The organism is Streptomyces sannanensis (assembly GCF_039536205.1).
In the GTDB taxonomy this organism is placed as follows: domain Bacteria; phylum Actinomycetota; class Actinomycetes; order Streptomycetales; family Streptomycetaceae; genus Streptomyces; species Streptomyces sannanensis.
On the sequence record NZ_BAAAYL010000001.1, the window covers coordinates 501683 to 520900 of the forward strand.

Consider the following 19218-nt stretch of genomic DNA (forward strand, 5'->3'; position numbering starts at 1 on the left):
TCAGCCGGCGTCCGCGGCCCGCTGCTCCCGGGCCTTCTCCGCGATCATCGCCGCCTGGACCCGACGGCCCACACCCAGCTTCGACAGGATGGAGGAGATCCGGTTCTTGACGGTCTTCTCCGCCAGGAACAGCCGCTCGCCGATCTGCCGGTTGGTCAGCCCCTCACCGATGAGTTCCAGGATTTCGTGCTCGCGCGGGGACAGCCGGTCCAGCCGGCTGGGTGTCGGCGCGGGCTGCGGGGTCGTCAGCCGGGACATCACCCGCGTCACCGCGCGGGGATCCAGCATCGACTTCCCCGCCGCGACCGTCCGGATGGCGGTGATCAGCTCCGAGCCCCCGATGCGCTTGAGGACATAGCCGGAGGCGCCCGCCATGATGGCGCCGAAGAGGGCCTCGTCGTCGTCGAAGGACGTCAGCATCAGGCAGGCCAGTTCGGGCATGCTCGCCCGGAGTTCACGGCACACCTCGACACCCTGGTGGTCGCCGGCCCCGTCCCTGTCACCGCCGAGCCGTACGTCGAGGACCGCCACCTGCGGCCGTGCGGCGGGCACCCGGGCGAGGGCTTCCCGCGCGTCGGACGCCTCACCCACCACGACCATGTCCGGCTCGGCCTCCAGCAGATCGCGCACCCCCCGTCGTACCACCTCGTGGTCGTCGAGCAGGAAGATCCGCAGCGGGGCGGCAGGAATGTCATCAGTATTCATGAGAGTGCTTCAGGCCAGGGGACGGAACGGACAGGGACGGAACGGCGTGTCATACGAGCAGTGACTGCCAGTATGACCAGAACCGGACCGCGATCAGCATGACGATACTCAGGAGCCAGGCGACGGGCACAGCCCAGTGGAACTCCATCAGACCGATCACCAGCCGGCGCGGCGCCGGTACGATGCCGTGCCTCAGATTGTGCACGGTGGTGTACCAGAACATCGTGACGGTGACGGCCCAGGCCAGGCAGCACCACAGGCACAGGGCGCCGATCACGTAGAGCGCCTGTGTCATCAGCCACATGCAGAAGACCGCCCCGAAGAGCGTGCCCAGGTTCAGCCCGATCCAGAGCCAGCCCGGGAATCGTGCACCGACCAGCAGCGCGACGCCGACCATGACCACCACGGGATAGGCCACCAGCCCCAGCAGCGGGTTGGGGAAGCCGAACACGGAGGCCTGGTCGCTGAGCATCACATTGGTGCACGACAGGACGGGACCGATGCTGCACGAGGGACGGAAGTCCGGATTCTCGGCCAGTCTCATCTTGTCGATGGTGATCACGAACGAGGCCAGGATGCCGAGCGCCCCGGTGACCGTCAGCAGCCAGGCGAAGGCGCGTCCGGCCCCGGTCGTGCGCCGCGCGGCGCCCTCCGTCCGCGCGTCCGCTCCCGGGCGGACGATCGTACGCACTTCGCCGGTCGTCGCAGTGTCCCGCACGGCGGACAGGTCACCTCGCACACAAGCCTCCGCGGGTCCCCCGGGCGGGCGCCGGGGCGTCGGTCCGGCGGGCGCCGGCCGGCCAGACGACGTCGACCGGAATGCCCCGGGCACGGGCGAAGGCCACCAGGTGCGCCGTGGCGTCCCGGCCGTTGGACGGCGATCCGTCCCACACGGCCAGCAGACGGCGGGAGGCGGTGATCATCTTTTCGTCGGCCGCCACGCATGCGTGGCGGTCCTCCGGGTCGTACGGCAACAGGCGCACCTGCTCGGCCAGTACCAGAAGCTCTCCTGCCGCGGGCCGGTCGCGTCCGGGCAGCATGGCAGGCACGGACTGCTGCGTGGGCAGAAGCACGACCAACTGCCGCCCCGCGGCGCGGACAGCCCGGCCGAAGACCACCGGGAGCCCCGCCCCGGCGCGCACCAGTCCGGTCGCGCGCTCCGCCACCCGGTCCAGCAGCGTGGCCAGTTCCCTCTCCACCAGCTCCAGTGTGTCCAGGGTCAGATCCGCATGCCCCACCGCTGCGATCACCGCTCAACTCCGTCCGCTCTCATCCGTGTCCGCGACGGCCGCCGACAGGCTTCGACCGCCACCGGCCGGGGGAGGTACCGGTGGCGGTCGATGCCAGTCAACAGGGGAGGTGATCTGCGCTGGTAGGGGCCGAACGGCCCTAAGAGCACCTACTCCTCGGGGGCCGGCTGCGACGCCAGATGCCTGGCCCGCCGGCTGAGCACGGCCGCCGCCGCGGCAGCCCCGCCGACGAAGGCCAGCGCCACGGTCCACGGCTGGTCCAGGACACGGCCGGTGGCGTGGTCGAGCGAGTAGCGCCCGGCGCCCGCCAGGCCGATGCCGGCTGCGACGAAGCCGAGGAAGGCAGGGTATTCCAAGCCTCCGCTCTGTGCGAAGAAGCCCGCGGGCGCGTGCACGGCCGCCGCGCCCGCCATGGCGCCCGCCGCCGAGGCCCCGGCCACCGGCGTGGCGAGACCGAGGACCAGCAGTGCCCCGCCGCCCGCCTCACCGAGCCCCGCGGCGATCGCGCTCAGCTTGCCCGGGGTGAAGCCCATGGCCTCCATCGCCTTGGCGGTGCCGCCGAGGCCGTGGCCGCCGAACCAGCCGAAGAGCTTCTGCGCTCCGTGCGCCGCCAGCACCGCGCCGGTGCCGGTCCTCAGGACGAGCAGGCCGAGGTCGCGACGGTTGCCGAATGCCATGGACGTCTCCCGGTGAGCGTGGACCGTGCTGGATGCCGCACCCCTCCACTCTCCGGCGGAGACGGTGCGGAGCGGCGGTCTTGTTGGGCCGACCGGGTCGTGTGACAGCTGACGTCCCCCGCGTCACGACCGGCGCACCCGCCATCTCGACGCTGCTCTCCATCCGCGCCTCTCAGCACCCCGGATTCGACCGGCAGGTCTTCCAGTTCAGCGGTCCCGTCCCGGCGGAACGGAGCGTGCGTTACGTACCCGAGCGGGGGAACCGTCATGTCTGCCTGGCTGCACCGCGGTGAGCGGGCACCGCTCTACAATCCGGCATTCGGCGACACCGCGCTCGCCGAAGGCCGCCAGGACATGCTCCTGGGCCGCTGGGAGGGAGCCCGCGACCTACGACACGGGGCCCACACGACTGGGACAGGCGCGCACACCGGGTCAGCGCTGATACGTCCCCATCAGCGTGCCGCCGGCCAGCTCCCTTCCCTTCAGCGCGCGGTGCACTGCGTCGCTCTTCGCCCGGCCGTGCAGCGGGAGCGGCTCGGACACCGCCCACAGGCGGAAGAAGTAGCGGTGCGGCCCGTGCCCCGGGGGAGGCATCGGCCCGGCCCAGCCCACTCGGCCGAAGTCGTTCGGCCACTCGTGGCCGCCCGGGGGTGTCTCGCCCTCCGCCACTCCCGAGCTCGCCGGATCGATACCGGTGACCAGCCAGTGGAGAAACGTCCCCCCGGGGGCGTCCGGGTCCTCGCACAGCAGGACCAGTTCCGCGGTGCCCTCCGGCGCCGCCGACCAGGACAGGGCCGGCGAGATGTCCTGCCCCTCGCCGCTGTGGCGACGCGGGATCTCCTGGTGATCGCCGAATGCCGTGCTCATGAGCTCGATTCCAGTCATGCGCGCGGCCATACCCGCAACGGCACGCGCAGCACCGGTCCTGCCGCGCGAAGAACCCGATCGGCCGAGTCCGGTCAGGGTCACGAACCGGGTATGCGCACGACATGCCGACAAGAATCCTGATCGAGGGACGCCCGGGCGTGGGCAAGACCACCGCCGTCCGCCGGCTGGCAACGCTGCTGCACACCCGTGACGTCATCGGCTTCACCACGGAGGAGATCCGCGAGGGCGGCACACGGATCGGTTTCGCACTGGAGACCCTGGACGGCCGACGGGCCGTGCTCGCCCATGCCGGCTTCCCGGGCCCGCCCCGGGTCGGCCGGTACGGGGTCGACCTCGGCGTCATGGAACGGCTGGCACTGCCGTCCCTGGAGCAGGCGTCCAGGAACCCTGCTCCCGGGCAGCTCGTACTCATCGACGAGCTCGGCCGGATGGAACTGGCCTATGTCCCGTTCCGCGAGACGGTCCGGTCGCTGTTCGGGGCCGACGTCGACATCGTCGCCACCGTCCATGCGCACATCGACCCGTTCACCGATGCGCTCAAGCAGCGGTCCGGCGTCGCAGTCGTCCGTCTGACCCAGGCCAACCGGGACGCCCTCCCCGAGGAGCTGGCGGCCCGGCTGGAACACGGATGAGAGGCAGGCCCCGCCGAAGGGGCTCAGTACGCGGTGTCGGGTGCGGCGGCCGCCCCTGTGCGGCGACGTGACTCGCCCTCCTGGGCGAGCCGCCGGAGCAGGGCGAGGACCGGTTCGAGGAGCAGGGTGAGGATCGCGGCCCGTTCGGCGAGCACCATCCGGTCCTCGATGCCGTCGAGCTGGTCGAGATCCAGCCGCGCCACGGCGGCGGCCAGCCTCGCGTACGGGAGGAGGTCGTCCACGCCGAAGTCCACTCCCAGGCGGCCGAGCTCCTGCAGACTCGCGGCCAGGGCGCGACGGTGGGGCGAGGCTTCCGAGATGTCCCACTCCATGGCGTCGACGAGGCCGTCGACGCGCTCCGTCAGCTCCCCGTCGCCGGTCGCCTCGGTGGCATCGGCCGGGGTACGCAGGGCGTAGTGGATGACGCCGAGCATGGCGAGCGGATCATGCGGCTGGTCGATCTCGGCGAGCACCTCGCGAGCAGCGGCGATGGACAGCCCTCCCAGCGTGGTCAGCGCCCGGATCAGACGCAGGCGCTGGACGTGCTCCTCGCCGTACTCCGCCAGGGTGGCGCCCATCGCGCGGCCTGCGGGCAGCAATCCTTCCCGCAGGTAGTACTTGATGCTCGCCACCGGCACCCCCGACCGTCGGCTCAGTTCCGAGATCCTCATGCGCTCCCCTCGATTCCGTGCTGTGACCAGTATCGCGGCATCTCGGTTCGACAAGCCGGACTGGATAGTGTCAGTATCCAGCTATTGGATAGTGAAGGTATCCAGCTATTGGGCCCGCCGGGCCGGAGGGCTGGACCGCCTTCTGTTGCACGTCTCACGCGCACCGTGGCGCGACATCGCATCTGGAGCAGACTTGCCGGTCTCATGTCGTACAGGAGCCATTTGTCATGAAAGGGCATCCATGGCGGCCCTCTCCGAGGGGAGGCGCCATGTCTGAGCCGATGCACGCCCGTCGGGCGCCCGGACGGAAGGTGCTGCGCCGACGGAGCCTGTGGCTCCCGTCGGCGCTGATCCTCGGCCTGCTGTCCTTCGTGCTCTCGCTCCTGTACATGGGTGCGAACAACGACCCGGTCGGCGCCACGCACGATCTGCCGATCGCGCTGGTGAACGCCGACAAGGGCGTGACCGTGGGCGGGAAGCAGATCAACATCGGCGCGCAGATCACCTCGAAGGTCGCCCACTCCCCGGACCTGAAGGACAAGGTCGCCTGGAAGCAGGTCAGCCGCAGCGAGGCCGAGGAGATGCTGGGGAAGGACAAGGCGTACGGCGCCCTGGTGATCCCCGAGAACTTCTCGGCATCCGTGGCCGCGCTGGCCCTCCCCCAGCAGGACCCGAAACGCCCCACCATGCAGGTGCTGACCAACCCGGCCTCGGGAAGCTTCGGCTCCGGCATGGCCGCCGAGATCAACCAGAAGGTGGCCCACGCCGCCTCCACCGAGCTGGGCAAGCAACTGAGCCAGCAGGCGAAGCAGCAGGCGGCACAGGCCGAGAAGAAGCCGAGCCATCACGCACAGCAGCAGGCCGACCACGCGGTGAAGGCCGAGCAGCCGAGCACGGCCGAGCAGCTGCTGCTCGCCGACCCGGTCGCGGTGACGGTCCAGGAGGGCCATGAGCTCGGCACCCACAGCGGACTCGGGCTGAGCGCGTTCTTCTACACCCTGGTGCTCGTCCTGGGCGGCATGCTGGGCGCCAATGTGATCCACACCCAGTTGGACGCCCTGCTGGGGTACGCGGCCAGCGACTACGGCCCCTTCCGCCGCGCGAAGCCCGCGGAGCGCATCAGCCGTACGCGTCACTTCGCCGTGGCCTGCGGGCTCATGGCCGCCCTGTCACTGGTGACGTCCGCCCTGACACTGGTCGCGGCCGTGAAAATCGTCGGCATCGACGCCTCGCACCTGGCGCTCCTGTGGATCTACGGCGCCTGCGCCACCACCGCGATGGGCATCACCGCGCTGGCTCTGCTCGCGGTCTTCGGCATGCCCGGCCAGCTGCTGTCCATGCTGGTGCTGATCGGCTTCGCCATTCCGTCGGCGGGCGCCACGATCCCGTTGGAGGCGCTTCCGGACTTCTACCGTTTCCTCGCCGAGTTCGAGCCCTTCCGACAGGTGGTCGACGGTGTCCGGTCCATCCTCTACTTCGGGGCACAGACCGAGGCCGGGCTCGGCCGTGGCTGGACCATGATCGGCGTGGGCTTCGTGGTGGCGCTGCTGTTCGGCTTCGGAATGACCCGCTTCTACGACCGCAAGGGCCTGCACCGATCCCCGATCGAGGGGCTTGAGCCCCACCCGGTTCCGGCCGGTTGACCGGCACGCGACCCCGGGGATTCATCCGGAGGTCGCCCCACGAGCGGGGCCGTTCCGAGCGGAGGCGGCTCCTGAGCGCGCCGCCCCGTGGGGACGGGGAAGCGGCGCACATGACAGGGCTCGGCGGTGGTCGTCGGATACGACGTCCACCGTCGAGCCCTCGGCGTCCGAACCTGCCGCCTCAGGACACGGTCCGGAAGGAACGGCTCCGCGTCAGACGCCGGCTCGAGGAGGTCCTCCCCCAGGGCGCCGACCCGCTCCACCTCGCCCTCGTCCTCGGTATCGACGAGAAGACGACCATCCGCTACGCGCAGTCGGCACGCGTGCTTCTGGATGAGGCTGCCGAGCAGCACTCGCAGTGAAACCCGCTCGACCTTGTTACCTCCTTGAAGGGACCCTGTGAAGCATGGAGTTCCTCTGCTACCACCGCGACCGGCCCGACTCCGTAGCCCTGCGCGACGAGCTGCTGGAAGAGCATTGGTCCTACATGGACCGGTACGCGAAAGAGATGATCGCCCGGGGCCCGACCCTCGCCGGCGACGGCGAGACACCCACCGGAAGCGTGCACATCGTCGACCTGCCCGATCCCGTCGCCGCCCGCGCGTTCGCCTTCGACGAGCCGAACTACCAGGCCGGCGTCTACCGGGACGTGCTGCTGCGACGGTGGCGCAACACGCTGGGGCGCACCATGTGGGACTTCCCCGGCGGCCGGACCGGCGGCAATCGATACCTGGTGCTCGGCCTCGGCACAGGACAGGCCGCCGACCTCGCGGTGCCGCCCGACCGGGACGAGCTGATCGCCTACGGGCCGCTGCTGTCCGACAACGGCGCCACCTGGCTGGGCACGGCGGTGCTGGTCCGGGCACGGGACCTGGAGACGGCGCGCGCCATCCTGGCCCCGGACCGGTACGCCGACATCGAGGTGCACCACTGGCAGTTCGGCGGGCGGCCGGTATAACCCGAGGACATCCGGCCGACGTTACCGCCGAAGCCCTTCGGATCGCTCAGCGCGAGCGCGTTTCACTCGAACCCACGGATGCATCGGCCTGACGCACACCGGTGGACCCGTGGGTTCGCGCTGAAGGAGCTTCGGTTTCCCTGAACCCACGGGGATCCGGGCCTCGATGCTCTCCGTCGGCCCGGTCGTCGTGGGCGCCGACGCGTCCGAATCGGGGTGCCGTTGATCACCGAGCGGCAAACCATGTGCCAGTAACCCGAGATCGGTCAGACTCTGGCCTCTTCCCCGATCCCGGCCTGCGAAGCCGAGGTCGCCTTCGGTGCCCGGCGCCCGGGCATCCACCAGTTGGCCTTGCCGCACAGTTCCATCACTGCGGGGACGAGGACCATCCTGATGATGGTGGCGTCGACGAGCACAGCGACGGCCATGCCCAGACCGATCTGCTTGATTGAGACGTCGGGGCCGAGCAGGGCGGTCGTGAAGATGGCGATCATGATGGCGGCCGCGGCCGTGATGACCTTGGCGGTCCGCGCCAGCCCGCGAGCAACGGCCATGCGGGTGTCGCCGGTGCGCTCGTACTCCTCACGGACCCGCGAGATCAGGAAGACCTCGTAGTCCATCGACAAACCGAACAGGAGCGGGAACATCATCATCGGCACCCAGGTCGTGATCGGCATGTCGGTGGGGAACCCGACGGCCGAACCCAGCCATCCCCACTGCACGATCGCTACCAGCACGCCGTAGGCGGCGCCGATCGACAGCAGGTTCATCACGGCGGCCTGCAGTGCGATCGTGACCGACCGGACCAGCGCGATCAGCAGCACCAGGGACAGCACGATGACGACCGCGATCATCAGGGGCAGGTGCGAGCCGGTGTCCTCGGCGAAGTCGATCGCGCCGGCGTTCGGGCCGCCGACGTAGACCCCTTCACCGCCGGATGCCTGGGGCAGAACGTCGTCGCGGAGCTTGTGCACCAGGTCCGCGGTGGCCTCGTCCTGGTACCCGGTCTCGGGGAAGGCCATGAAGGTGGCGGCCTGCCCGTCCTTACTGACCCGGGCCTGCGTTGCGTAGGCGATGCCCTCGGTCTTCCTGACCGCTTCGACGACGGGACGCAGAGCGGCGTCCTTGGAGTCGACCTCGGTGGTGAAGATCAGGGGTGCGCCGTAGCCGGGACCGAAGCCCTCGGAAAGAATCTTGTATGAGGTGTAGCTGCTCCTGTCGTGGGGCTCGACACTGGCGTCGGGCAGGCTCAGCCGCATCGACACCACGGGGGCGGCCAGCACCAGCAGGCTCGCGCCGGCCAGAATCGCGGCGACCAGCGGCCTGCGCTGTACCACGCCGACCCAGCGCTCGGCGGGGGTACGGCGCTCCCGGGCCGGGACGCCGTCGGCCCCGTGCCGACGATTCGTTCGACGGGGCAGACGCAGCGAGTTGATTCTGTGGCCGGTGAAGCCCAGGAACGCCGGCAACAGGGTCACCGCGGCGATCATCGTCACCAGCACGGTCACCGACGCGCCGATGGCCACCCCGGTCATCATCTTCTGCCCCATGGCGATCAGGCCCAGCAGCGCGATCACGACGGTCGTGCCCGCGAACAGCACCGCGTGACCCGCGGTGGTGATGGCCTTGACCGTGGCGCTCTCGGGCCCGTCGCCGTCCTGCAGGCTGTCCTTGTAGCGGGTCAGGATGAACAGTGCGTAGTCGATGCCGACACCGAGCCCGATCAACGCGGCGACGAACACCGTGAAATCGGGCGAGGGGACCAGGTGCCCCACGAGCTTCATCAGGGCGATCCCGCCGAGCACCGCCATCAGCCCGGTCACGATCGGCAGGCCCATCGCCACCAGTGACCCGAAGGCGATGAACAAGATCACCGCGGCCGCCAGGACGCCCACGCGCTCGGCCGAACCCTGCGGAGGTGTCTCGGCCTTCTCCGCCGTCTTCCCGCCCAGCCCCAGCGTCACGCCGTCGCCCGAGGCGTCCTTGACCGAGTCCACCAGGGGCTTGACGTCGGTCTTCTTCGCATCCATGTCGGTCAGCGGGATGGTCGTACGGGCGATACGACGATCCTTCGTCACCAGGTCCTTGTCCTGATACGGCGAGGTCACCGGTCCTGTGATGGGTGAGGCGTCCAGATGGGCGATGACTTTCTCGATCTTCTGCCGGGCGGCGGGGTCGTCGATCCCCTTCTCTGCCTTGATCGCGAGAGTCAGCGTGTCCCCTTGCTGCTCGGGGAAGTGCTTCTCGATCAGAGCCTGCGCCTTGGCGGACCCGGAGTCTCCACCGGAGTAGTCGTTGTCGGAGGCGGCGCCGTAGCCGAAGCCGGCGAACGCCACGGCGATCACGCCGACGATCCAGGCCAGAAGGACCAGGCGGCGCCGCCGATAACAGAACCGGGCGAGTCTCGCCAGAGCTCCATCCGTACGGGGAGTGTCGGTTGCCATCATCTTCTCCTCGAGCCCTGTCTCCTCTCTCTCATCCGAGCGCGCGCTCGTATGTGCTGCGGTCAGCCGGTGAGCCGGCGCGGCGCGAGCGAGCCAGAGCCAGCCCACCGAGGACCACGCTGATCAGCCCCACGACCAGGGCCACGATGGCCCCGCCCAGCCCGTTACCGGTGCCGATACCACCGTCGGAGGTGGCCACGACCAGCCCACCCAGGGCCATGCCGATCAGCCCTGCCACCAGGGCCGCGACAGCCCTGTTTCGCCTGGAGCCGGTGCCGGGACGACCGGCGGAGCGGGCAAGAGCCCGCCCACCGATGATCACACCGATCAGCCCCACCGACACGGCCACGATGGCCCCGATTCGCCCGGCGCTCATGGCGTAGACACTGGCGGCGGCCGACTGGACCGAGGCGTGCCCGGCCGCCGGTGCGGCAAGCACGAATCCGACTGACATGAGGCGCTCCTTCTCCTCCTACGACTGGACGTCGCCTGATCATGTCCGCCGGACCCACCGCCGGTCGTCCCGCAGACGCAGGCACTTTGGGCTGCCGCCGATGGCGCACCCGGTTTACTGCGGATGCCGCAGGCGCCGCGAAGGTACTGCGGGCGCGGTAGACAGCCGCTCGTCCGCAAGCAGGACTCACCCGCAGCGACATCCGGTTAGGGTGCGCGCATGAGTACAGGACGGTTCCGTGTCCCGGCCGATGTCAGAGACTGGGCGATCGCCGTCGGCGTGGCGGTGGCGCTGCTGGCCACCGGGCTGTCCGGGCAGCACTCCGCCACGAACCTCGACCTGCTCGGCTACGCGCTACTCACGGCCGGAGGCCTGGCGCTGGCCGCGCGCCGCCGCGCTCCGGTTCCCGTCCTGACCGTCACCGGGCTGTGCGCGGTGGGTTACCAGGCGGCCGGTTTCGACGTGCCCGCCGTCGCCTACCTGTTCGCGGTGTACGCCGCCATGCGGGCGGGACACCGCACCATCACGGTGGCGGCGAGCGTAACCATGCTGGCCGCTCTCCCCCTCGCGGCCCTGGCCTCCCTGAACGACACGGGTGAGGCCTTCGCGCAGGCCCGCGGGGCCCTCGAGGTGGCCTGGCTGATTGCGGCCGGCGCCGCGGGGGAGGCGCTGCGGCAGGCCGAGCGGCGGGCGGACGAAGCAGAGCGCACCCGGGAGGAGACCGCGCGGCGCCGCGCCGACGAAGAGCGGCTGCACATCGCGCGGGAACTGCACGATTCGCTCACCCACCAGATCTCGATCATCAAGGTGCAGTCCGAAGTCGCCGTCCATGTGGCCCGCAGGCGTGGCGAACAGGTGTCGGAGGCCCTGCTGGCGATCCAGGAGGCCGGACGTGAGGCGAGCCGGGAACTGCGTGCGACCCTGGAGGCCCTGCGCGACGACGACACGACCCCGCCGCACGGGCTCGACCACATCCCGGAACTGGTGGAGCGGGCCGGCAGGGCCGGCCTGGAGGCGACGCTGACGATCGAAGGACAGCGGCACGACGTGCCGGCCGCGGTGGGCCGGACCGCCTACCGGATCGTGCAGGAGTCGCTCACCAACATCGCCCGCCACGCCGCCGCCGCTACCGCGTCGATCCGGATCGACTACCGGCCCGACGCCCTCGCGATACGCGTCGATGACGACGGCAAGGCCACGCCGGACACCGCGCCGACGCCCGGCATCGGGCTGCTCGGCATGCGCGAACGAGTCACCGCCCTCGGCGGCAGGCTTCGCGCCGAACCGCTCAGCGAGCACGGCTTCACCGTTCAGGCCGAACTCCCCGTGGACCGGACGTCATGATCCGCGTCCTGCTGGTCGACGACCAGCCGCTCATTCGCAGCGGATTCCGCGCGCTCCTCGACCTTGAGGACGACATCGAGGTGGTGGCCGAGGCTGCCGACGGGAAGGAAGGCCTGGCTCTGATCAGGGAACACCTGCCCGACATCGCTCTCATCGACATCCAGATGCCGGTCGTCGACGGCATAGAGGCGACCCGGCGCATCGCCGCGGACCCTGCCCTGGCCCGGGTGCACGTCGTCATCCTGACCAACTACGGCTTGGACGAATACGTCTTCGACGCGCTGCGCGCCGGCGCTGCCGGATTCCTCGTCAAGGACATCGTGCCGGAAGACTTCCTGCACGCCGTACGCGTCGCCGCGCGCGGCGACGCCCTGCTCGCTCCCTCGATCACCCGCAAGCTCATCAACAGGTACATCGCCCAGCCGGTCAACACCAGCACCGGCACCGGGCTGGAAAAGCTGACCAGCCGCGAACGCGAGGCCGTCGCCCTGGTCGCACAGGGCCTGTCCAACGACCAGATCGCCGACCACATGGTGATCAGCCCACTGACCGCAAAAACCCACATCAATCGGGCCATGGCCAAGCTCGACGCCCGCGACCGCGCCCAACTCGTGGTCCTCGCCTACGAATCCGGCCTGGTAGCCCCACGCAACCACTGAAGGGCCCGCAACCCGCCATGACTTTTGGGCTCACCTCGGCCGGACCCCTTCGTACACCTGCGCCGGGCACCCCGAGGTCTTAGAAGGGCGCGCACCGGCCCCATCTCGCCGAGGCGGCGTCCGGTCCGCCCCGGCGAACGCGTCGTCGGTGCGGCCGGGTTCAGGGCCGGATGCCGTCGCAGGCGAAGTGCAGATGGCGTGGGCCGCGCAGGACGGCGCTCTGGCGGTAGGGGGGCGGGTCCTCCAGCAGGCGGGGGTTGTCGAGCCTGCGGGCCAGCTCGGTCAGCGCGATCTGTGCCTCCAACCGGGCGAGCGGCGCGCCGAAGCAGGCGTGGATGCCGCTGCCGAACCCGAGATGCTGGATGTCCTTGCGGTCCGGGTCGAACCGGTCGGGGTCGGTGAAGCGTTCCGGGTCCCGGTTGCCGGAGGCCAGTACGAGCCAGAGCGACGCGCCCTTGGGGATGGTGACGCCGGAGACCTCGATGTCCGCGATCGTGGTGCGCTGCGGGATCAACTGCACCGGCGGCTCGTAGCGAAGTAGTTCCTCGACGAGCGGGACGGCGAGACCGGGTTCGTTCCGCAGCCGCTGAAGGACCTCCGGGTGGCGCATCAGGGTGAGCATGCCGTTGGTGATGAGGTTGACCGTCGTCTCATGGCCGGCGATCAGCAGCAGGACCGAGGTGCTGAGTACCTCCATGGTCGTCATGGTCCCGTCCGGGCCCTTGCCGGTCACCAACTCGGAGAGCATGTCCTCACCGGGCTTGCGACGGCGTTCCTCGACCAGTCCGGCCAGGTACATGCCCAGCTCGTTCCGAGCCTGTTGGGTGGTGCGGTCCCGCTCGGTCGGATCCTCACCCGGAACGGGGTCCAGGCTGGCCGCGATGATGTCGGCCCAGGTACGGAAGTGCGCCTCGTCCTCGCGCGGAACCCCGAGCAGCCGGCAGATCACGGTCACGGGAAACGGGTAGGAGAACTGTTCGACCAGATCGATCCGGTCCGTGTTCCCGAGGCCGTCGATGAGGTCGGTGACGATCGCGTGGAGTGCGTCGCGCATGTCGTGAATACGGCGCGGGGTGTGCGGAGGCCCGAAGGAGCGCATCGCCATCCGGCGCAGCCGGTCGTGTTCCGGTGGATCGAGCCGGATGAAGCTGGGCGGCAGGGACGTCTCCTCCAGCGGCGTCGCACCGTAGCCACCGGTCGTGGCGAGGTTCCGGGCGTCGGAGCTGGTCCGCGGATCATGGAGCAGGCTCTGGATCTCCCAGTAGGTGCTGACGAGGTACGGGCCGTCCTCGTCGCGGAGCACCGGCGTCCTGCGGAGCTCCTTGTACAGGGGGTAGGGGTCGGCGCGGTTGGCGTAATCGGTGATCTGCCGCAGGAGCGAGGCTTGCGTCATGACGGTCCTTGGTGGCGTGGGCCCGGCCGGCGTCGCCGGAGACATGCCGGGCGGTGGATGCGGCTCTGCCGGCCTCGGGCGGCGGGCGGTCAGCGGCCGGGGGTGAAGGTGAGCCGGCGGTCGGCCGGCGAGTAGCCGCTGAGGGTGACGGTCGGGCCGTGCGTGGGCACCGAGGGGTCGGGAAAGTCGGCCGGGACCGGATGCCGTCCCTCGGGGCGGCGGTCCACGGTCGGAAACGGCGGCGGGAACGGTGCGGTGGTCTCGATCAGATGCTGGTAGAACTGCAGCCACCGCGACTGGTCGAAGGCCACGGCGCCGATGACGCGGTTCTGGTAGCCGTACACAGCGGTGAACCTGCCCTCGGCGAGCGACCCTTGTGCGACAAGGAGCTCCTCGCCCATGGACGGCACGCCCACCGACTTGATGTTCACCCCGAACTGGGAGGACCAGAAGGCCGGCACCCACATGTGCGGCCGGCGGTCGACGCTGACGCTGATCATGTTGTGCGCGGCGACCTCGGCCTGTGTCACCGCGTTGCCCCAGTGTTCGAGGGAGAGGAACTGGTATCCGAACAGCGGGTGAGGGGACCGCGCCACATCACCGGCCACGTAGATGTCGTCGGTGACGATGCCCCGGAAGTCGAAGGCCCGGCAGCCCGCGTCGCAGGCGATGCCCCGGGGGCCGGCGCCGAGATCGGATCCGGCCAGCCATTCGGTGTTCCGGGTCGCGCCGAGCGAGACGACCACCACGTCCGCCTCGACTTTGGCGTCGTCGGACAGATGGGCCGCGCGCACGCGGCCTGTCGAGTCGCCCTCCAGACGGGTGACCATCACACCGCAGCGCAGGTCCACTCCGTGCTCCCGCTGCATGCGAGCGGCCACTTCGCCGATCACACCGCCCAGCGGGCCGACCAGGGGCGCGGCCGCGCGTTCCGCGACGGTGACCGGGAGCCCTTGCTCCCGGCAGGCGGAGGCAATCTCCGAACCGGTGAAACCGGCGCCGATCACGAACACCCGGCGGGGTCCGCCCGCGAGCCGGCGGTGCAGTTCGACAGCATCGTCGCGCGTGCGCAGCACGAAGACCCCGTCGAGCTCCGCTTCCTCCTTGCGTGGCCACGGCCGGGCCCGCACGCCGGTCGCGATCAGCAGCCGGTCGTACTCCACCTCGTCGCCGTCGGCCAGCCGTACCCGCCTGGCCGCCATGTCCAGCCCGGTGGCCGCGACACCGAGCCGCCACCGCGCGTCGATGGCCCGGCGCCGGGGCAGCGCGGTGTGCTCGGCGGACGCCTTGCCCAGCAGGACCTGCTTGGACAGCGGCGGCCGGTCGTACGGTTCGTACGGTTCGTCGCCGATCATCGTGAGCGAACCCGCGAAGCCTTCCTCGCGCAGGGTCTCCGCCGCCCTCAGACCGGCCAGGGAGGCGCCCACGATGACGATCCGTCCCTCGCGCTTGAGCCATTCGACATATCCGTCACCGGTCACCGGACGCCCCCCTCCCCCGCCACGGCGGACCTGCCGCCCTTCTCGCCTGATTCATCCAGTTGATCCACCAGAATGGCCTGGACCGGACACGCCTTCACGGCGCGCATCACATCGTCGCGCTGCGCGTCGTCGGCCCTTGGGTTGTAGGACAGCGCCTCCTCGCCGTGCATGGCGAAGACATCGGGCGCGAGGAACGCGCACTGCGCGTATCCCTGGCATCGGTTCAGGTCCACGACGAGTCTCATCAAGGCCCCGTCCTTCCAGTCGATTTCCCCACGCCAGCATGGGAGCGCCAGTGCGTCTCCGCTTTCCGGGTGAGCCGAACGAGTGATCGGGCGAACGCGGCGGCGTGGCCCGTCGGGAGATCCGCTCCGGTGACCGGCGAGCGGCCACTCCCCCGTCCACGCCGCCCAAGCCTCGCGGGTGACGCCCTCCCACTTCGACCAAACGATTGTTAGGGAAGGGTCGGTCCGCGGCACTGACATGATCGTGGGATGTCTGAACGCATCATTGCCGCCTGTGACGGGGCTTCGAAGGGCAACCCGGGACCCGCCGGATGGGCATGGGTCATCGCGGATGCCCAGGGCAACCCGGAGCGCTGGGAGGCCGGACCTCTCGGAAGGGCCACCAACAACGTCGCCGAACTCACCGCTCTGGAGCGTCTGCTGGAGGCGGTGCCCGCCGGGACGGCCGTCGAGGTGCGGATGGACTCCCAGTACGCCATGAAGGCCGTCACCCAGTGGCTGCCGGGCTGGAAGCGCAACGGCTGGAAGACCTCCGGCGGCAGCCCCGTCGCCAACCGCGAGCTCGTCGAGCGCATCGACGTGCTGCTGGCCGGCCGGGAAGTGGAGTTCCGCTACGTGCCCGCGCATCAGGAGGACGGCGACCGGCTGAACGCGATCGCCGACCAGGCCGCCAGCGACGCGGCCGCGCGGCAGCAGGCGGCCGGCACGGCACTCGGCGACGCCGGCCTCCCCGAGCCCGCACCGGCCCGCAGCGCCCCGTCGCGCACCCGGTCCGCGTCGGCGAAGAAGCGGGCCTACGGCACGCAGCGGAGCGGCTCCGCGTCCGGCGGTGGCGTGCGGACCATCAAGGCGAAGTTCCCGGGCCGCTGCGCCTGCGGCCGGCAGTACGGGGCCGGCGAGGCGATCACCAAGCTCGACCAGGGCTGGGGCCACCCGGGCTGCGCCGCCTGAGAGAACGGGTGACCGTGAACGCCCGCACCCGGCGTGGGCACCCCGGTACGGTCGATGTGTGACCGACGCGTTCGGCGCCTGGTCGGCCGACTTCGTCGCCGGCCCCTGCCCGGCCTGTGCGGAGCTCGTGCACTGGTTCGAACCGGCCCGGCAGTGGCTCGAACCGCCACACGCGGGCGTCAGCGCACTGCTCCGCGACCGCCGGCTGGGGCGAACGTATCTGCACCGCTTCACGCACGAGGAGTTCGGCTGCACCCCGCCGCCCGAGCACGAGCCGTTCCATGTCCTCAACGACCACGGGATGCTGGACCTGGACCATCGGCGCCCCGCCGGCGCGGGTCGAACCGGCGACTTCCTTCCGAGTGTTGCTATGGGACGCGCCGACGATGCGGCTCGCGGCGGAGCCGGATTGGGGGCGCGGTTTCGTGATCCGCGGGCCCAAGGAGCTCCTCGTGGAGCTGTGAGCCGCCGGCGAACCGGTCCGGGGCGATGACGCCGGCGGCGGCGTCATCGCCCCGGACACCTGTCAGGAAAGGGACCTCACTTCCTGCCGGCGCGGGCCTGGAGTTCGATGGCCAGGGGTGCCGCGGTGAACATCGACGAGTAGGTGCCTACGACGATTCCGATGAGCAGCGCGAGGGCGAAGTCGGTCAGCGAGTCGCCACCCAGCACGGCGAGGGCGGACAGGATGAACACCGCACCCATGCCGGTGTTGACGGTGCGCGGCACGGTCTGGAGGATCGCGGTGTTGGCGATGCGCGCGAAGGGTGTCCTGCGATTGTCGGCCGACAGCTCTCTGATCCGGTCGAAGACGACCACGGAGTCGTTGACCGAGTAACCGATCACGGTCAGCAGGGCGGCCAGGAAGACCCCGTCGATGGGTTTGCCGAACCAGGCGAAGACACCGACGAGGATGAGCGCGTCATGGGCCATCGCGACGACCGCGGAAGTGGCGAGCGTCCAGCGGAACCGGATCCCGAGGTAGAGCAACTGAGCGCCCAGGGCCACGACGAGTGCGATGGCGGCGCCCCGTCGCAGCTCTTCACCGAGGCTGGGGCCGATCAGCTCGTCGCGGACCTTCTCCGTTTTCCCGCCGAGGCCGGCGATGGTCTCGCTGACCTTCGCCTCCTCGGCGTTGGACAGCTTGCTGGTGCGCACGGTGAGGTCGCCGTCCCCGGAGGTGTGTACGACGGCGCGAGGGAAACCGGCGTCGGCGAGCGCGTCCCGGGCACGGTCGACATCCACGGGTGCGGTGGTGGAGTACTCGATCAGCCGTCCGCCGGTGAACTCCACCCCGAAGTTGAGTCCCCGGACCGCGATGCCGGAGGTGGCCAGGACGAGTGCCACGGCGGAACCCGCCAGCCAGCGCCGCCGGTGGCGCATCAGATCGGGATCGCGGCGGGTGAGCCAGTCGCGGACCTTCCCGGTGGTGGTGATGCCGGAGACGCCGGGGCGCCGCCGAACGGCGCGTCGGGCGACGGCGTATTCGGCGAGGAGCCGCGTGATGACCAGGGCGCTGAGCATGGAGGCGAGGACGCCGATGGTCAGGGTGACCCCGAAGCCGCGGACGGGTCCGGAAGCGAGGAAGAACAGCAGTCCGGCGGCGATGAGCGTGGTGATGTTGGAGTCGGCGATGGCACTGAAGGCGTTGCGGAATCCGGCGGCCAGGGCGGAGCGCAGGCTCTTGCTCCTTCGGGCCGTGTACTCCTCACGGGCCCGTTCGAAGACGAGCACGTTGGCGTCCACGGCCATGCCGATCGCGAGGACGAAACCGGCCAGACCGGGGAGGGTGAGGGTGGCGCCGAGGGCGGCCAGGGCCGCGTAGGAGATGACCCCGTAGCAGGCCAGGGCCAGGGTGGCCAGGCCGCCGAGGAGCCGGTACACGACCATGAGGAACAGCGAGGTCAGTACGGTGCCGATGATGGCGGCCTGGGCGCTGGCCTCGATGGCCTCGGCGCCGAGGGTGGGGCCGACGGTGCGCTGTTCGATCATCTCCACCGGTACCGGGAGAGCGCCGCCGTTCACGAGCAGGGCCAGCTCCTTTGCCTCGTCGGGGCTGAAGTTGCCGGTGATCTCCGTGGATCCGCCGCTGATGCCGGTGCGGCAGGCGACAGTCGGGGAGACCTGGGGCGAGGAGATGACTTTGTCGTCCAGGACGATCGCGACCCGGCGGGTGGGATCGTCGGCCGGGGCGCAGGCGGCCTTGCCTGTCAGATCGGCCCACAGATCCTTGCCCCGGCCCTCGAAGTCGACGGTGACGAACCAGCCGACGCCTCTTTGGGGATCGGTGAGGGCTTCGGCGCCGCCGACGTCCGCGCCGGTGAGAGCGGACGGGCCCAGGCGCAGCGGCTGCCCGGATTCATCGGGGAGAACCCGCTCCTCGGAGCTCTTGGGGCGCGGCTCGGGCGAGGGGGCGGCGGGGTCGGCCGGGCCGAGGACGGGGTGGAAGGTGAGCTGGGCCGTGCGGCCGAGGACATCGGCGGCCTTGCGCGGGTCCTGGACTCCGGGCAGCTCGACGATGATCCGGTTGTCTCCGGAACGAGCGAGAGTGGGTTCTGCCACGCCGAGCGCGTCGACGCGGCGCCGGAGCACCTCCAGGGTGCGGTCGGTGGCCTCGGCGTCGGCCTTGGCCGTGGGGGAATCACGGGTTTCCAGCACGATCTGGGTGCCGCCTCGCAGATCGAGGCCGAGGCGGGCGGGAACGGTCAGGGTGATGTAGACGGACAGTGCGAGTACGGCAAGGGCGAACAACGCCCGCACGCGTGTGGCGCGTGTCAAGGATTGCCTCCAGCAGGCGTGCCGCGGCCGCGGTGGCGGGCGCGG

18 protein-coding genes and 2 pseudogenes are annotated in these 19218 nt (G+C 70.4%); 8 read left to right on the forward strand and 12 right to left on the reverse strand.

All coding sequences use genetic code 11. The features are described from left to right. From ABD858_RS02280 to ABD858_RS02300, 5 genes are all read right to left on the reverse strand, one after another. Positions 1-705 (reverse strand): response regulator, encoded by a 705-nt coding sequence (locus ABD858_RS02280; RefSeq protein WP_345034172.1) that lies wholly within the window; start codon positions 703-705, stop codon positions 1-3. Positions 706-754: 49 nt separating this feature from the next. Beyond that, on the reverse strand, positions 755-1423 hold the full coding sequence (locus tag ABD858_RS02285; RefSeq protein WP_425586136.1) for a vitamin K epoxide reductase family protein: 669 nt from the start codon (positions 1421-1423) through the stop codon (positions 755-757). A gap of 10 nt (positions 1424-1433) precedes the next feature. After that, a complete protein-coding gene (locus tag ABD858_RS02290) occupies positions 1434-1955 on the reverse strand; it encodes a hypothetical protein (protein ID WP_345034174.1) in 522 nt (173 codons plus the stop codon). A gap of 149 nt (positions 1956-2104) precedes the next feature. Beyond that, complete coding sequence (locus ABD858_RS02295) at positions 2105-2632, reverse strand: DoxX family membrane protein (RefSeq protein ID WP_345034176.1); 528 nt, start codon at positions 2630-2632, stop codon at positions 2105-2107. A gap of 432 nt (positions 2633-3064) precedes the next feature. Next, positions 3065-3517, reverse strand: coding sequence for a YbhB/YbcL family Raf kinase inhibitor-like protein (locus tag ABD858_RS02300; protein WP_345034178.1), 453 nt, complete (start codon positions 3515-3517; stop codon positions 3065-3067). Between the two features lie 104 nt (positions 3518-3621). Between ABD858_RS02300 and ABD858_RS02305 the strand changes: the two genes are divergently transcribed. Next, positions 3622-4152: an NTPase gene (locus ABD858_RS02305; protein WP_345034180.1), complete on the forward strand. Its 531-nt coding sequence runs from the start codon at positions 3622-3624 to the stop codon at positions 4150-4152. A 23-nt stretch (positions 4153-4175) separates the two neighbouring features. Here ABD858_RS02305 and ABD858_RS02310 read toward each other — a convergent pair whose 3' ends face one another. After that, positions 4176-4823, reverse strand: coding sequence for a MerR family transcriptional regulator (locus ABD858_RS02310; RefSeq protein ID WP_345034181.1), 648 nt, complete (start codon positions 4821-4823; stop codon positions 4176-4178). 269 nt (positions 4824-5092) lie between these two features. On the opposite strand from ABD858_RS02310, the gene ABD858_RS02315 reads away from it, so the two are divergent. The 3 genes from ABD858_RS02315 (at position 5093) to ABD858_RS02325 (ending at position 7424) form a co-directional block, all read left to right on the forward strand. After that, a complete protein-coding gene (locus ABD858_RS02315) occupies positions 5093-6466 on the forward strand; it encodes a YhgE/Pip family protein (protein ID WP_345034183.1) in 1374 nt (457 codons plus the stop codon). A 110-nt stretch (positions 6467-6576) separates the two neighbouring features. Then, entirely contained in the window at positions 6577-6828 is a 252-nt protein-coding gene (locus ABD858_RS02320; RefSeq protein WP_345034184.1) for a hypothetical protein, read from the forward strand. 44 nt (positions 6829-6872) lie between these two features. Continuing rightward, the gene (locus ABD858_RS02325) at positions 6873-7424 is read left to right on the forward strand and encodes a YciI family protein (RefSeq protein WP_345034186.1); all 552 of its coding nucleotides are present in this window, start codon (positions 6873-6875) and stop codon (positions 7422-7424) included. A gap of 266 nt (positions 7425-7690) precedes the next feature. On the opposite strand, the gene ABD858_RS02330 is transcribed toward ABD858_RS02325, so the two are convergent. Beyond that, positions 7691-9868, reverse strand: coding sequence for an MMPL family transporter (locus tag ABD858_RS02330; protein ID WP_345034188.1), 2178 nt, complete (start codon positions 9866-9868; stop codon positions 7691-7693). A gap of 31 nt (positions 9869-9899) precedes the next feature. Beyond that, positions 9900-10295: pseudogene (locus ABD858_RS02335) on the reverse strand (DUF6223 family protein); the annotation flags it as partial. Positions 10296-10541: 246 nt separating this feature from the next. On the opposite strand from ABD858_RS02335, the gene ABD858_RS02340 reads away from it, so the two are divergent. Continuing rightward, positions 10542-11666: a sensor histidine kinase gene (locus tag ABD858_RS02340; RefSeq protein WP_345034191.1), complete on the forward strand. Its 1125-nt coding sequence runs from the start codon at positions 10542-10544 to the stop codon at positions 11664-11666. Beyond that, positions 11663-12325 (forward strand): response regulator, encoded by a 663-nt coding sequence (locus ABD858_RS02345; protein WP_345034192.1) that lies wholly within the window; start codon positions 11663-11665, stop codon positions 12323-12325. Before ABD858_RS02340 ends, ABD858_RS02345 begins: the two co-directional genes overlap by 4 nt. 160 nt (positions 12326-12485) lie before the next feature. On the opposite strand, the gene ABD858_RS02350 is transcribed toward ABD858_RS02345, so the two are convergent. The 3 genes from ABD858_RS02350 to ABD858_RS02360 form a co-directional block, all read right to left on the reverse strand. Continuing rightward, positions 12486-13718: a cytochrome P450 gene (locus ABD858_RS02350; protein WP_345034194.1), complete on the reverse strand. Its 1233-nt coding sequence runs from the start codon at positions 13716-13718 to the stop codon at positions 12486-12488. 89 nt (positions 13719-13807) lie between these two features. Further along, complete coding sequence (locus ABD858_RS02355) at positions 13808-15199, reverse strand: NAD(P)/FAD-dependent oxidoreductase (protein ID WP_345034196.1); 1392 nt, start codon at positions 15197-15199, stop codon at positions 13808-13810. Beyond that, positions 15196-15444: a ferredoxin gene (locus ABD858_RS02360; RefSeq protein ID WP_345034198.1), complete on the reverse strand. Its 249-nt coding sequence runs from the start codon at positions 15442-15444 to the stop codon at positions 15196-15198. The genes ABD858_RS02355 and ABD858_RS02360 overlap by 4 nt, the downstream gene beginning before the upstream one ends. 249 nt (positions 15445-15693) lie before the next feature. On the opposite strand from ABD858_RS02360, the gene ABD858_RS02365 reads away from it, so the two are divergent. After that, complete coding sequence (locus tag ABD858_RS02365) at positions 15694-16395, forward strand: ribonuclease H family protein (protein ID WP_345034201.1); 702 nt, start codon at positions 15694-15696, stop codon at positions 16393-16395. A 58-nt stretch (positions 16396-16453) separates the two neighbouring features. After that, positions 16454-16720 (forward strand): annotated as a pseudogene (locus ABD858_RS02370) (cytochrome P450); the annotation flags it as partial. A 215-nt stretch (positions 16721-16935) separates the two neighbouring features. Here ABD858_RS02370 and secD read toward each other — a convergent pair. Next, positions 16936-19173, reverse strand: a complete 2238-nt coding sequence (gene secD, locus ABD858_RS02375) for a protein translocase subunit SecD (protein WP_345034203.1) — start codon at positions 19171-19173, stop codon at positions 16936-16938. Positions 19174-19218 lie beyond the last annotated feature (45 nt).